The following is a 14,509-nucleotide window of genomic DNA, read 5'->3' on the forward strand; positions in this document are numbered from 1 at the left end:
GAACTGATATCTATGGATCAGACGTGCACTCTGGAAGGCTTTCTCACCCGCGTTCAACAGCGCGATCCTCATCAAACCGAATTTGCTCAAGCCGTCCGGGAGGTGATGACCACCCTGTGGCCTTTCCTTGAGGAAAATCCGCGCTATCGTCAGCTTGCTTTGCTGGAACGTCTGGTGGAACCGGAGCGCGTGATCCAGTTCCGCGTGGTGTGGGTGGACGACCGCAATCAGGTCCAGGTCAACCGCGCGTGGCGCGTGCAGTTCAACTCGGCCATCGGCCCGTATAAAGGCGGGATGCGTTTTCACCCGTCGGTTAACCTGTCGATTCTCAAATTCCTTGGCTTCGAGCAGACCTTCAAAAACGCCCTGACCACTCTGCCGATGGGCGGCGGGAAAGGCGGCAGCGATTTCGATCCTAAAGGCAAGAGCGATGGCGAAGTGATGCGTTTCTGCCAGGCGCTGATGACCGAACTCTATCGCCACCTTGGCCCGGATACCGACGTACCGGCGGGCGATATCGGCGTCGGCGGTCGCGAAGTCGGCTTTATGGCAGGAATGATGCGCAAGCTCTCCAACAACAGCGCCTGCGTCTTCACCGGTAAAGGACTCTCCTTTGGCGGCAGCTTGATCCGTCCGGAAGCCACTGGTTACGGCCTGATCTACTTCACCGAAGCGATGCTCAAACGTCACGGCCTCGGCTTCGAAGGCGCTCGCGTGGCGGTCTCCGGCTCCGGCAACGTCGCGCAATACGCCATTGAGAAAGCGATGGAGCTTGGCGCGCGGGTGGTGACGGCCTCCGACTCCAACGGCACCGTCGTTGACGAAGCGGGCTTCACCAAAGAAAAACTGACCCGCCTGATCGACATTAAAGAGCGTGCCCACGGCCGCGTGGCCGATTACGCCCGCGAATTTGGCCTCACCTATCTTGAAGGCCAGCAGCCGTGGTCAGTGCCGGTGGATATTGCCCTGCCTTGCGCGACCCAGAACGAACTGGACGTCGATGCCGCCCGCCAGCTGATTGCCAATGGCGTCAAGGCCGTGGCGGAAGGCGCCAACATGCCGACCACCATCGCCGCAACCGACCTGTTCCTGGAAGCTGGCGTGCTGTTTGCCCCGGGCAAAGCGGCCAACGCCGGCGGCGTGGCGACTTCCGGTCTGGAGATGGCGCAGAACGCCGCGCGCATGGGCTGGAAAGCGGAAAAAGTGGATGCCCGCCTGCATCACATCATGCTGGATATCCACCACGCTTGCGTGCAGTACGGCGGCGAAGCGAAGCAGACCAACTACGTGCGCGGCGCGAATATCGCCGGTTTCGTGAAGGTTGCGGATGCTATGCTGGCCCAGGGCGTGATTTAACCTCCCCTAACTCCATCCCGGCGGCAGCCCGCCGGGATGCGTCTCACGACGTCATCGTGATCACAACTTTCCCCAGATGCTGACCACTGTCCAGACAGGCATGGGCCTCGGCAATCTCCGCCATCGGGTAGCTGGCGTAGATCAGCGGCTTGCATTTCCCTGCCTCTAGCAGCGGCCAGACGTGGCGGCGCAGCGCCTCGGCAATCTGTTGTTTCTCCGCCGCCGTCCGGCCGCGCATGGTCGAGCCGGTGACGGTGGCTCGCTTGAGCATCAGAGTCTGAATATCAACCTCATGAGCGATTCGCCCGCCCATAAAGCCGATGATGACCAGTCGTCCATCCTTTTTCAGTAGCCCAAGGTTGCGGTTAAAGTAAGGGCCGCCAACAATATCCAGAATGACGTCCACCCCTTCATCGTTGGTCAGCTGGCCGATTTTCTCGGCAAAATCATCGGTTTTGTAGTTAATCGCCGTAGCATAGGGACGTAGCGCAGCAATTTTTTCGTCCTGGCCGACGGTGGCATAGACGGTCATCCCCAGCGCGTGGCACAGCAGGACCGCGGTGGTGCCAATCCCGCTGGCGCCGCCGTGGACCAGAATGCTTTCGCCAGGCTGCAGCTTACCCAGCTGGAAGACGTTCGCCCAGACGGTGAAGAAGGTTTCCGGAATGGCGGCCGCTTCGCTAAAGCTGAGGCCCGCCGGGATCGGCAACGTCTGGCCTGCCGGCACGGCGCAGTATTCGGCATAGCCGCCGCCGTTGGTCAGCGCGCAAACGCGATCGCCGGGCGTAAACGCTGTGACCTGCGCGCCGACCTTAACAACCACGCCCGCCACCTCGAGGCCGGGCACGGGGGTGACGCCCTCAGGCATCGGATACAGACCCTGGCGCTGCAGAATATCCGGCCGGTTGACGCCCGCCGCCTTCACCTCAATGAGCACCTCATGCTCCCCGATGGTGGGGATCTCCCCTTCGCGGATCTGCAATACCTCCGGGCCGCCCGGTTGGCTGATAGCAATATATTTCACGGGTCCTCCTTATCGCCTGTGAGAGAAATGGGGCATCGGCATCAGGAAAAGCGCAGCGGGCATCCCCTGCTCAGGGGCCCCGCGTCCAGGCTCTTCCCGGCTGTTTAGTGTAGACCATTGGCCTGACTGGCGGAGAAGCGGTGGCCGTGGGGTAACGCATCCTCGCGACCACCGGCGGGTTACTGCGGCGGCGGCGCGGTATCGTCTGCCGCTTTTTTGCCTTTCGGCTTCCCTTTACCTTTGCTGAACGACTTCTTCGCCCCGCCCGGCGCCACCAGGCCGCGGAACTGACGCACCGGCGTGCTGCGCGCCTGATCGATCAGTTGATACAGCGTCCCCACCAGCGGCTGCATAAAGTCCTGATAGCGGCACTGTTTCTCGCTGATCTGCGTCAACACCGACTCCCAGTGGGCGGTCATGTCCGGTCGCCCGGCCATCTCCGGCAGGGAATGAATGAGCGCCCTGCCGGCCTCCGAGGAGTGGATATAGCGCCCCTTTTTGCTCAGGAAACCACGCTTGAACAGCAGCTCGATAATCCCTGCGCGGGTCGCTTCCGTGCCGAGGCCGTCGGTGGCGCGGAGGATCTTCTTCAGATCTTTATCCTGCACGAAGCGGGCAATCCCGGTCATCGCCGACAGCAGCGTGGCGTCGGTAAAGTGGCGCGGCGGCTGGGTCTGACGCTCCACCACCTCGCCCCTCTCGCACAGCAGTTCATCGCCTTTGGCCACCACCGGCAGCGGCGTGCCGTCGTTCTCTTCATCGCGCTCTTTGCTGCCAAGCAGCGTCCGCCAGCCCGCCTCGGCCAGAAAACGCGCCTTGGCGACAAACTTGCCGTTGGCGATCTCAAGATCAATCTGGCATTTGCGGAACACTGCGTCAGGGCAGAACTGCATCAGATACTGGCGGGCGATCAGGGTGTACACCTTCGCTTCGTTATCGGTGAGCTTCACCTGGCTGCTGCGGACGGTTGGGATAATCGCATGGTGCGCGTCGACCTTTTTATCATCCCAGCAGCGGTTGCGGATCTCCGGATCCACTACCGGCTGCGGCAGCAGGTCCGCCGCATGGACGGCAATCGCATTCAACACCGCATGGCGGCCAGCGAAGTGCTCTTCCGGCAGATAGCGGCTGTCCGAACGCGGATAGGTGATGAGTTTGTGGGTTTCGTACAGCTTCTGGCAGATATCCAGCACGTTCTGCGCGCTGAAGCCGAAACGTTTGGCCGCCTCAATCTGCAGCGCCGACAGCGAGAACGGCAGCGGCGCGGGTTCGGAATCGCGCTTATCGTTATAGCCGGTCACGATTGCCGGCTGGCCTTCGATGCGCTTAACCACATGCTCGGCCAGCGGACGATGCAGCAGGCGCCCTTCTTCATCCTGGTAAGGTTCGCAGGCTTCGCTCGGCACCCAGGTGGCGACAAAACGCTCCTCCTGCGGCGTGACGATATGCGCCTTCACGTCGAAGAAATCTTTGGCGACGAAATTTTCAATCTCTTCATCGCGACGGACCACCAGGCCAAGTACCGGGGTCTGCACCCGCCCCACCGAGAGCACCCCCTGATAGCCGGCGTTGCGCCCCAGCAGGGTGTAGGCGCGGGTCATATTGATGCCGTACAGCCAGTCGGCGCGGGCCCGCGCCAGCGCCGACACGCAGAGCGGCACGAACTCGCTGTTGGCGCGCAGACGGTTGATCGCCCGCTCCACCGCCTGCGGGTTGAGATCGTTAATCAGACAGCGCTGCACCTGCTGACGCTTCTCCGGCGCCAGCTGCAGGTAGTCGAGTACTTCGTCCACCAGCAGCTGCCCTTCTCTGTCCGGGTCGCCGGCGTGGATAACCTCCTCGGCGTCGCCGAGCAGGCGCTTGATGACATTCAGCTGTTTGGTGACCGAGGGCTTTGGCTGCAGCTGCCATTTCTCCGGCACAATCGGCAGATCGTTGAGATTCCACCGGGCATAGCGGCTGTCGTAGATGTCCGGCTGCGCCTGCTCCAGCAGGTGGCCGATACACCAGGTGACCACCTGCCCGTTGCCGCACTCAATATAGCCATCGCCTTTGCGGTGCGGTTTAGGCAACACATCGGCGATAGCCCGACCGAGACTCGGTTTTTCTGCAATAAACAACCGCATCGAATCAACGGATCTCGATCATGGGTCGCCCGCCGCGGGCGGTCACCAGCTCGCCGATGGCGGCCAGCTTAATGCCGAACTCCGCCGCGGCGGCCTGAACTTCCGCCTCCGCCTCCGGGGTCACCGCCAGCAGCAGACCGCCGGAGGTCTGCGGATCGCACAGCAGATCCCGCCACTCCGTCGGCATCTCGCCCATGAGATGGCCGTAGCTGGCAAAGTTGCGCCCGGTGCCGCCCGGCACCGCGCCGGCGGCGATATAGTCCTCCACCCCCGGCAGTTTTGGGATATCGGCATAGCGCAGCTGCGCCTGCACGCCGGCCCCGCGGCACACCTCGCTGAGGTGGCCGAGCAGGCCAAAGCCGGTGACGTCGGTCATCGCCTTCACCCCGTCGATGGTGGCAAACGCGGCGCCGGCGAGGTTCATCTGGCACATGGTCTCCGTCGCTAACCCTTGATGCTCTGGCTTGAGCAGCGATTTTTTCTCTGCAGTGGTCAGTACGCCGATCCCCAGCGGTTTAGTAAGATACAGTTTGCAACCCGCCTGGGCGGTGCTGTTTTTCTTGATGCGCTCGGTGGGCACCACGCCGGTGACCGCCAGACCGAAGATCGGCTCCGGGGCGTCAATGGAGTGGCCGCCCGCCAGCGCGATCCCCGCCTGCTGGCAGGCAAAGCGCCCGCCCTCCACCACTTCGCGAGCGATTTCCGGCGCCAGGGTGTTGATCGGCCAGCCGAGGATGGCAATCGCCATAATCGGTTTCCCGCCCATAGCGAAAATATCGCTGATGGCGTTGGTAGCGGCGATGCGGCCAAAGTCGAACGGGTTATCGACAATCGGCATAAAGAAATCGGTGGTGCTGACGATCGAGGTGCCATTACCGAGATCGTAAACGGCGGCATCATCGCTGGTTTCGTTGCCGACAAGCAGGTTTGGGTCGACAAACTTCGCCTGCTCGCTATGCAGGATAGTTTCCAGCACTTTCGGGGAAATTTTACAACCACAACCGGCTCCGTGGCTGTATTGCGTTAAACGAATGGCTTGCTCGCTCATGGACATCTCCTGTCATTGCAATCCCGCTATGTTAGCGCCCAAACGCCAGGGTGGTAAGTACGACAGTCTGAAATCGCGTATGGTTGCTCATTAAGCAGACAAAAAGCCGTTTTTGCGAGACACGGCAATTTTTTCCCGACCATTTTCACTTTTACTTAAAGATGACAGAAATGTGACAGCACAGGACTGTCTTCTCTGGAATGATTATGACGTAAGGAAATTCTAATGAAAAAGCGTGTTCTTGCCCTTTGCCTGGCCAGTTTCTTCTCCGTTAACGCCTTTGCTCTGGTTCCCCCCGGGAACGATGTCACCACCAAGCCCGATCTCTACTATCTGACCAATGCCCAGGCCATCGACAGCCTGGCGCTGTTGCCACCACCGCCGGCGGTGGGCAGTATCGCATTTTTAAACGATCAGGCGATGTATGAGCAAGGACGTCTGCTGCGCAATACCGAGCGCGGGAAGCTGGCGGCAGAGGATGCCAACCTCAGCGCGGGCGGCGTGGCCAACGCCTTCTCCAGCGCCTTTGGTTCGCCGATCACCGAGAAAGACGCGCCGCAGCTTCACAAACTGCTGACCAATATGATTGAAGACGCCGGCGACCTGGCGACCCGCAGCGCGAAAGAGAAATACATGCGCATTCGCCCGTTTGCGTTCTATGGCGTCTCCACCTGCAATACCACCGAACAGGACAAGCTGGCGAAAAACGGCTCTTACCCGTCCGGGCATACCTCTATCGGCTGGGCCACCGCCCTGGTGCTGGCGGAGATCAACCCGCAGCGGCAAAACGAAATTTTGAAGCGCGGCTATGAGCTCGGCGAGAGCCGGGTGATCTGCGGCTATCACTGGCAGAGCGATGTCGATGCGGCGCGCATCGTCGGCTCCGCGGTGGTCGCTACGCTGCACACCAACCCGGCCTTCCAGCAGCAGTTGCAGAAAGCCAAAGATGAATTCGCGAAAAGGCAGAAGTAACGTCATCGCCGTTGCATTCCCGGATGCGGCGCCTGGCGCGCCTTGTCCGGGCTACAAAAACCGCGATTGATTCGAATGGTAGGGGTTGTAGGCCGGGTCAGGCGCGAGCCGCCACCCGGCATAGATGCGGCTCCGAGCCTGCTGCCATCGCCCGGCGGCGCTGCGCTTGCGCGGCCAGCCGGACGGTTCCCTCTCCCTCCGGGAGAGGGCCAGGGTGAGGGGAAGCACTGCAGTGTGGTTGTTTATGTTATCTGTGGCTTCAGCGTAGTTTGCGCTCCCGGTTAATCGTCTGCGTTATGTCACTCATGGCGCCGGGAGCGCACAGGGGGCGGCCAGTCACCGTCGCCCCCTGTACCCCCGGGCTCTGGCCAGCAAAATCGCCGCTGCGCGGTCCCTTCGACTTATCCCTGCAGGCTTCGGGTCGGGCCGAGGCAGCGTCCCTGCAAAACACGGCCCTCAGCCCGCATCCATGCGGGCTGCCCCGGCCTGCCGGGAACGTCTCAGCGATTTTGAGGCCGTCAGCACCGGCAGTTTCAGCAAGAAAAGTGAATAAATTAACGACAGGTCGTACGAACGTAGGCCGGGTAAGGCGCAGCCGCCACCCGGCACAAAATCGGCTCCGTGCCCGCTGTCCTTGCCCGGCGGCGCTGCTGGACTGACCCCATAAAGTTGGATGGTTCATATTAAGCGGCTCTCAGAGCCTGGGTTCGGTACTCTACCGGACTCAGGCCTTTTAATTTCAGGCTTATCCGCTCGTTGTTGTAGTAATGGATATAGTCCTCTACGGCTTTTCTTAGCGCACTGACACTCCTGAACTCCCTCAGATAAAAACACTCCGATTTCAGGGTCCCGAAGAAGTTTTCCATCACTGCATTATCCAGGCAGTTTCCTTTACGCGACATACTCTGCGTCATCCCATGCGCCTTTAAACGTTCCTGATAGCTCCTCATCCTGTAATGCCAGCCCTGATCCGAGTGCAGCAGCGGAGCATCTCCCGGTCTGAGCTTCGGGAACGCACCGTCCAGCATCGTATTCACCATCTCCATCACCGGCCTTTCCGACAGGCTGTAGGCGATAACCTCCCGGTTAAACAGATCGAGAACTGACGACAGGTAAAGCTTTTTTCCCTGTACCGGGAACTCTGTCACATCTGTTACCCATTTTTCGTTGGCTTTTGACGCACCGAAGTTCCGGCTCAGGATATTGGGCGCGGCCTCGCCCGTTCTCCCTTTCCAGGCACGATATTTTTTCGCCCTTATCACAGACCGGAGTGACAGTTCTGCCATCAGCCGCTGCACTGTTTTATGGTTTATCCGGAGCCCCTGTTTTCTCAGTGCGAGCGTGATCCTGCGGTAGCCATAACGACCTTTGTGATAGTGGTATATCTTCCTGATGTTCTCTTTAAGACCCGCATACCTGTCCCCTTGCTTCAGTGCATTCATATTGTAATACCACGTGCTACGGGACATACCGGCCGCCCGCAGAAGGTCCCGCAGAGCGTGTTCATGCCTTAGTTCACTGATTATCAGGGCTTTTTGCCATTTTTTTCGCTCTGAACCAAGGCTTTCAACTTTTTTAGATAGGCATTCTCTGCCCGCAGATAACGCAGTTCGGCCCTGAGCTCTTCGGGGGAGAGTTTTTCCAGCTCTTTATCTGTCAGTGGTGGGATATTTTTTGGCTTTGTCATTTGTCCGGGCCGTCCGCATTGCATGTTTAAAAGACCTTCCGCTCCGGCATCGTTGTACACGTCGAGCCAGCGCCGGACAAGTATTTCTGCGGAGAGATTAAACCGGGCAGCCGCTTCACGCATCGTCAGGCGGTCACTGATAACCGCCCGGACGACCACGAGTTTAAATTCATCGGAATAATGATTATTTTTTGCAGTCAGGCCTTCTGCACCGTGGAACTGCCATGCCCTGACCCAGCGACGGACAGATGTTCTTTCAATACCAAAAAGGTCGGCTGTACTCTGTTCTCCGTCTTTACCGGACAAATAATGATTAACCACAGCCAGTTTTGTTTCAGGGGAATACTTTGGTTTAGCCATAAAATTGCACCTTACTCAGTTGGGTGTCCAACTTTTGGGGTGCAGTCCATGCGCTTGCGCGGGCCTACAGACAGTCAGAGCCGGATGCGTTGGCCGGGTAAGGCGCCAGCCGCCACCCGGCATAATAAGCACCGACTCAGAATCGCGTCACAAACGGCGCGGTATCCGGCAGGGCAATGGTGGTTGAGGCTTTTAGCTGCGGCGTCCCCAGATAGAGGAAGCCGACAATTTTATCCTGTTCGCGGCACTCGAAGCCGGCCCGCACCACCGGACTCTCGGTCAATGCTCCGCTGCGCCAGATACCGTTGAATCCCTGAGCCAGGGCCGCCATCTGCATCACCATCACCGCGCAGCCAGCGGACATCTCCTGCTCCCAGCGCGGCACCTTAGGGTGGTCTTCACAGCGCGCGACCACGGTAATAATCAGCGGCGCGCGGAACGGCGCATTGCGGGCTTTCTCAATTCCCTTCTCATCCTGGCCGGCCTCTCTGGCCCCTTTTTCCAGCAACTGGCTGAAGCGCTCGCGGCCGTCATCGGCGATAATAAAGAAGCGCCACGGCTGCAGGGTGCCATGATCCGGGGCGCGCAGCCCGGCGCGCAGAATGTTTTCCAGCTGTTCGCCCGCCGGGGCAGGTTCCGCCAGGCGGGAAGCGCTCCGGCGATTAAGCAGTAGATCGAGAGCATCCATCTGTATAACTCCTGTGATGTCATTTTTCATAAAATTAACATGCACAAGGATTTTGTTACAGCGCGGTCGGTGATTCCTGCTGACAACCGACGGCTCACTCTTTAGGATAGCCAGACGCGGCGGCCCCTGCGGCCTGCCCTTTTTAGATAACGTTAGGGAGAAGACATGCGAACCCTTTGGCGACTGATTGCCAGCTTTTTTAAATGGACGTGGCGGATACTCAACTTTATTCGCAAACTGGCCCTCAATGCGATCTTCCTGGTGCTGGTGCTGGTGTGTATCGGCATCTGGAGCCAGTTCAGCAGCACCACCAGCGAACATGCCGCGCGCGGCGCGCTGTTGCTGGATATTACCGGCGTGGTGGTGGATAAACCATCCGCCAGCAGCAAGCTCGGCGTGATTGGCCGCCAGCTGTTTGGCGCCAGCTCGGACCGTCTGCAGGAGAATTCCCTGTTCGATATCGTGCAGACCATTCGCCAGGCGAAGGATGACCGCAATATCACCGGTATTGTACTGGATTTGAAAAACTTCGTCGGCGGCGACCAGCCATCCATGCAGTACATCGGCAAAGCGCTGCGCGAATTCCGCGATAGCGGCAAACCGGTGTATGCCGTCGGCAGCAGCTACAGCCAGGGCCAGTACTACCTGGCGAGCTTCGCCAACAAAATCTGGCTCTCGCCGCAGGGCGAGGTAGACCTGCACGGCTTCGCTACCAACGGGCTATATTACAAATCGCTGCTGGATAAGCTGAAGGTCTCCACCCATGTCTTCCGCGTCGGCACCTATAAATCCGCCGTCGAGCCATTCATCCGCGATGATATGTCCCCTGCCGCCCGCGAAGCGGATAGCCGCTGGATTGGCGAACTGTGGCAGAACTACCTCAACACCATTGCCGCCAACCGCCAGATCACCGCCCAGCAGCTCTTCCCGGGCGCCCAGGGCATCATCGATGGCCTGCGTAAGGTGGGCGGCGATACGGCGAAATATGCGCTGGACAATAAGCTGGTGGATGAGCTGGCGACCTCCACGGAAGTGGAAAAGGCGCTGACCAAACAGTTTGGCTGGAGCAAAGCGGATAACAATTACCGGGCGATCAGCTATTACGACTACAACGTGAAGACGCCGTCTGACCAGGGTTCCGCCATCGCGGTAATCTTCGCCAACGGCGCCATCATGGACGGTGAAGAGACCCCGGGCAACGTCGGCGGCGATACCACCGCAGCGCAAATTCGCGATGCGCGCCTCGATCCGAAAATTAAGGCCATCGTTCTGCGCGTAAACAGCCCGGGCGGCAGCGTAACCGCTTCGGAAATCATTCGTGAAGAGCTGGCGGCAGCCAAAGCCGCCGGTAAACCGGTAGTGGTCTCGATGGGCGGCATGGCGGCGTCCGGCGGCTACTGGATCTCCACCCCAGCGGATTACATCGTGGCGAACCCAAGCACCCTCACCGGCTCCATTGGCATCTTTGGGGTGATCAACACCGTGGAAAATACCCTCGGGTCGATTGGCGTCCACACCGACGGCGTCGCCACGTCGCCGCTGGCGGATGTCTCCAGCACCAAAGCGCTGCCGCCGGAAGTGCAGCAGCTGATGCAGTTGAGCATTGAGAATGGCTATCAGCGCTTTATCACCCTGGTGGCTAACGCCCGTAAGAGCACGCCGGAGAAAATCGACCAGATCGCCCAGGGCCACGTCTGGACCGGGGAAGATGCCAAAGCCAACGGCCTGGTCGACAGCCTCGGCGACTTCGACGACGCGGTGGCCAAAGCCGCCGAGCTGGCGAAGCTGAAAACCTGGCACCTCAACTACTATCAGGAAGAGCCGACCTTCTTCTCGATGGTGCTGGATAGCCTGACCGGCTCGGTACGCGCCTCGCTGCCGGCGGCCATTCAGGCCTGGCTGCCTGCGCCGGTCGCCGCGGCGGCCGAGACGGTGAAAGCGGAGAGCGACAAGCTGGCGGCGTTTAACGACCCGCAGAATCGCTATGCCTTCTGCCTGACCTGCGCTAACATCCGTTAATACGCAGCGGCTGCCCCGTCTCCCGGGGCAGCCTTTTTCCCTCTCCTGCCAACACTGCCACAAAGCCCGCGACCGACGCTGTATTTTTTCCTGCGTCTCTTTATACTGCGCCTGTCTACGACCAACCTAAGCGATGCTATGCAAAAAAAATCGATTTACGTTGCCTACACCGGTGGGACCATCGGTATGCAGCGCTCTGAACACGGCTATGTACCCGTTTCCGGCCATCTGCAGCGTCAGCTGGCGCTGATGCCGGAGTTCCATCGTCCGGAGATGCCGGACTTCACGATCCATGAATACCATCCGCTGATGGATTCATCCGATATGACCCCCGAGGACTGGCAGCACATCGCCGACGATATCCGCAGCCATTATGAGGAGTATGATGGCTTTGTGATCCTCCACGGAACCGACACCATGGCGTTTACCGCCTCGGCGCTGTCGTTCATGCTGGAAAACCTTGGCAAGCCGGTCATTGTGACAGGGTCACAAATTCCGCTGGCCGAGCTGCGTTCCGATGGTCAGATTAACCTGCTCAACGCCCTGTACGTCGCCGCCAACTATCCGATTAACGAAGTGGCGCTGTTCTTCAACAATCGACTGTTCCGCGGCAACCGCACCACCAAAGCCCATGCCGACGGCTTCGACGCTTTCGCCTCGCCAAACCTTGCCCCGCTGCTGGAGGCCGGGATCCATATTCGCCGTCTCGGTACTCCGCCGGCGCCGCAGGGCAGCGGAGATCTTATCGTGCACCCCATCACTCCGCAGCCGATTGGCGTGGTGACGATTTACCCCGGCATCTCCGCCGACGTGGTGCGTAATTTTCTGCGCCAACCGGTGAAAGCGCTGATCCTCCGCTCCTATGGCGTCGGCAATGCCCCACAGAATGGCGAGTTTATTCAGGTGCTGGCGGAAGCCAGCCAGCGCGGTATTGTGGTGGTCAATCTGACGCAGTGCATGTCCGGAAAGGTGAACATGGGCGGCTATGCCACCGGCAACGCCCTCGCCCAGGCGGGGGTCATCAGTGGTTTCGATATGACGGTGGAAGCGACGCTGACCAAGCTACACTATCTGCTTAGCCAGCAGCTGGACGTTGACGCCATTCGCGCGGCGATGCAGCAAAATCTGCGTGGCGAACTCACCCCCGACGAGGCTTAAGGAGGACGTATGGCACATCGAGCGCTGTTACTGGTTGATTTGCAGAACGACTTTTGCGCCGGCGGCGCGCTGGCGGTTCCTGAAGGCGACAGTACCGTCGACGTAGCCAATGCGCTTATCGACTGGAGCCTGGCGCGCGGCGAGCCCATCGTCGCCAGCCAGGACTGGCATCCGGCGGATCACGGCAGTTTCGCCAGCCAGCACCAGGTGGAACCCTACACCGAGGGCGAGCTGGACGGCCTGGCGCAAACTTTCTGGCCGGATCACTGCGTGCAGCACAGCGAAGGCGCGGCGCTGCATCCTCTGCTCAAGCAGCAGGCGATCGCCGCTGTGTTCCACAAAGGGCAAAACCGGAGCATCGACAGCTATAGCGCTTTCTTTGACAACGGTCACCGGCAGAAAACCGAACTGGACGGCTGGCTGCGTGGTCAGGGGATCGTGGAGCTGACCGTTCTCGGCCTCGCCACCGATTACTGCGTTAAGTTCACCGTGCTGGATGCCCTGGCGCTGGGCTACGCGGTCAACGTCATCACCGACGGCTGTCGCGGCGTAAATCTGCAGCCGCAGGACAGCAGCCAGGCGTTTATGGAGATGGCCGCCGCGGGCGCCACGCTCTATACCCTCGACGACTGGCGGGAAACCCACGCGTAACCTGTGCCGACAGGCATTCTTCCTGTCGGCGCTTTTCTCAGGCCAGCGTTGAAATCTCCTCCAACGAGATCTTGCGCGTTTCGATGCCAAAGCAGAACAGGATTAGCGCGCAGAGCACCAGCATTACCCCGAGCACCATAAAAACCGTAATCGCCCCGGAGCGGGTCAACAGGACCGCGACACCGTAGGGGGTAAAGACGGCAACAATCCGCCCTACCGCGTTGACAAAGCCTGAACCGCGCAACCGGAGATGCGTTGGCCACAACTCAGGCACGTACACCGCCGAGGCAAAGCAGACGTACATGTACAGGAAAAAAATCATCACCAGGCCATAGCTTAAGATGGCCCACTCTGCGGTTTGAATCGAATAGAAGTAGCCGAGAAGCGCAATAATAATCAGCAACGATGAGCCAAACAATCGCCGCGGAAAACGGTCGATAATCAGCGCGGCTATAAATATACCCACCGGCGCGCCAATCATAATAATCGCGGTCATCAAGATTGACTTTGTCACGTCGATCCCCGAATTAACAAAAATTGTCGGGATCCACACCGTAATAGTATAGAGCGAAATGTTCATCGCGATGAGCACCGTAATTGCCACCAGCGTTCGCCGCAGCATGTGGCCTTTAAACAACAACCAGAAAGAGCCGCTTTCCACACCCACCTCCGCCCTATGTTCCGCGCTTTGCCAGGCCGGTAAGATAATGTTTTTCTCTTTCTCGATTTGCGACTCTACCTGCTGGAGGTGCTTTTCAGCCGCGCTTCGCTGCCCTTTACCCGCCAGCCAGCGCGGAGACTCAATAAAATATCTTCCCGACAGATACCAGGCAAGCAGCATAGCCGCGCCGCCGAGCAGAAACATTATCCGCCAGCTTAAAAAAGCAATCACCACTATGCCAATAGCCGCCGATAGCATGGGCGACCAGTTACCGACAAAAGAGAGCCGGGCGGACCATTTTCCGCGCACTGCGGGTGGAATAAACTCGGTAAATGAAGCATAACCTATCATTATTAACGCCCCCATTCCGCAGCCCATCAGACAGCGGCAAAAGATAAGCCAGTACATGTTAGGCACAAAGGTTGCCACACAAGCCGAAATCCCGACGATCAGCAAATTCAGGCGAAATGCCTTACGTCGCCCGAGATAATCGCCTATAAAACCGCCGGTTAGCGAACCTATAAAATAGCCAAACATCAGCGCTGAGGTAAATGCCGCATTGAGGTAATTATTTGACCAGCCGTTGCTGACTAACTTTGCCAGCACCACGTTGCCAGAATAGCTGAGAAAACCGGTGATTAATAAACTAAAACTGATGATACCAAAAATACGAAAATGAAATCGCGATAAAGGTAAGCGGTCTAATCTTGCGCCGATAGGGTCACATTGTTCCATCAGGATGCCTCAATTTCAGCTAAA

11 protein-coding genes are annotated in these 14,509 nt (G+C 59.0%); 5 read left to right on the forward strand and 6 right to left on the reverse strand.

The genetic code is table 11. The annotated features are described in order from the left end of the window. The first annotated feature begins 12 nt into the window (after positions 1 to 12). Positions 13 to 1,356: an NADP-specific glutamate dehydrogenase gene (gene gdhA / locus KB892_RS14840; RefSeq protein ID WP_002901393.1), complete on the forward strand. Its 1,344-nt coding sequence runs from the start codon at positions 13 to 15 to the stop codon at positions 1,354 to 1,356. A 43-nt stretch (positions 1,357 to 1,399) separates the two neighbouring features. Here the strand turns inward: gdhA and KB892_RS14845 are convergent, their stop codons facing one another. The 3 genes from KB892_RS14845 to selD all read right to left on the reverse strand — a co-directional run bounded on the left by KB892_RS14845 (position 1,400) and on the right by selD (position 5,554). Then, the gene (locus KB892_RS14845; protein ID WP_004140406.1) at positions 1,400 to 2,380 is read right to left on the reverse strand and encodes an NAD(P)H-quinone oxidoreductase; all 981 of its coding nucleotides are present in this window, start codon (positions 2,378 to 2,380) and stop codon (positions 1,400 to 1,402) included. Positions 2,381 to 2,559: 179 nt separating this feature from the next. Continuing rightward, positions 2,560 to 4,506 carry a DNA topoisomerase III gene (locus KB892_RS14850; protein WP_002901390.1) on the reverse strand — a complete coding sequence of 649 codons (1,947 nt, stop codon included), beginning with the start codon at positions 4,504 to 4,506 and terminating at the stop codon, positions 2,560 to 2,562. Between the two features lie 4 nt (positions 4,507 to 4,510). Then, entirely contained in the window at positions 4,511 to 5,554 is a 1,044-nt protein-coding gene (gene selD / locus KB892_RS14855; protein WP_002901388.1) for a selenide, water dikinase SelD, read from the reverse strand. 225 nt (positions 5,555 to 5,779) lie between these two features. Between selD and phoC the strand changes: the two genes are divergently transcribed. Further along, positions 5,780 to 6,526: an acid phosphatase PhoC gene (gene phoC / locus KB892_RS14860; protein WP_002901387.1), complete on the forward strand. Its 747-nt coding sequence runs from the start codon at positions 5,780 to 5,782 to the stop codon at positions 6,524 to 6,526. A gap of 683 nt (positions 6,527 to 7,209) precedes the next feature. Here phoC and KB892_RS14865 read toward each other — a convergent pair. Further along, a protein-coding gene (locus KB892_RS14865) for an IS3-like element ISKpn1 family transposase (RefSeq protein ID WP_085955203.1) occupies positions 7,210 to 8,573 on the reverse strand; the annotation gives its coding sequence in 2 pieces (ribosomal slippage) (positions 7,210 to 8,105 and positions 8,105 to 8,573; 1,365 coding nt in all). A 136-nt stretch (positions 8,574 to 8,709) separates the two neighbouring features. Further along, the gene (locus tag KB892_RS14870) at positions 8,710 to 9,261 is read right to left on the reverse strand and encodes an NAD(P)H nitroreductase (RefSeq protein WP_004152372.1); all 552 of its coding nucleotides are present in this window, start codon (positions 9,259 to 9,261) and stop codon (positions 8,710 to 8,712) included. Between the two features lie 165 nt (positions 9,262 to 9,426). Between KB892_RS14870 and sppA the strand changes: the two genes are divergently transcribed. The 3 genes from sppA to pncA all read left to right on the forward strand — a co-directional run bounded on the left by sppA (position 9,427) and on the right by pncA (position 13,089). After that, positions 9,427 to 11,280: a signal peptide peptidase SppA gene (sppA, locus tag KB892_RS14875; RefSeq protein ID WP_004140411.1), complete on the forward strand. Its 1,854-nt coding sequence runs from the start codon at positions 9,427 to 9,429 to the stop codon at positions 11,278 to 11,280. Positions 11,281 to 11,418: 138 nt separating this feature from the next. Continuing rightward, positions 11,419 to 12,438 carry an asparaginase gene (gene ansA / locus KB892_RS14880; RefSeq protein ID WP_002901285.1) on the forward strand — a complete coding sequence of 340 codons (1,020 nt, stop codon included), beginning with the start codon at positions 11,419 to 11,421 and terminating at the stop codon, positions 12,436 to 12,438. A gap of 9 nt (positions 12,439 to 12,447) precedes the next feature. Further along, positions 12,448 to 13,089 carry a bifunctional nicotinamidase/pyrazinamidase gene (pncA, locus tag KB892_RS14885; RefSeq protein WP_002901282.1) on the forward strand — a complete coding sequence of 214 codons (642 nt, stop codon included), beginning with the start codon at positions 12,448 to 12,450 and terminating at the stop codon, positions 13,087 to 13,089. Positions 13,090 to 13,126: 37 nt separating this feature from the next. Here pncA and KB892_RS14890 read toward each other — a convergent pair whose 3' ends face one another. Next, a complete protein-coding gene (locus KB892_RS14890; protein WP_002901278.1) occupies positions 13,127 to 14,485 on the reverse strand; it encodes an MFS transporter in 1,359 nt (452 codons plus the stop codon). Positions 14,486 to 14,509: the final 24 nt, after the last annotated feature.

This window comes from Klebsiella sp. P1927 (genome assembly GCF_018204675.1).
In the GTDB taxonomy this organism is placed as follows: Bacteria; Pseudomonadota; Gammaproteobacteria; order Enterobacterales; family Enterobacteriaceae; genus Klebsiella; species Klebsiella pneumoniae.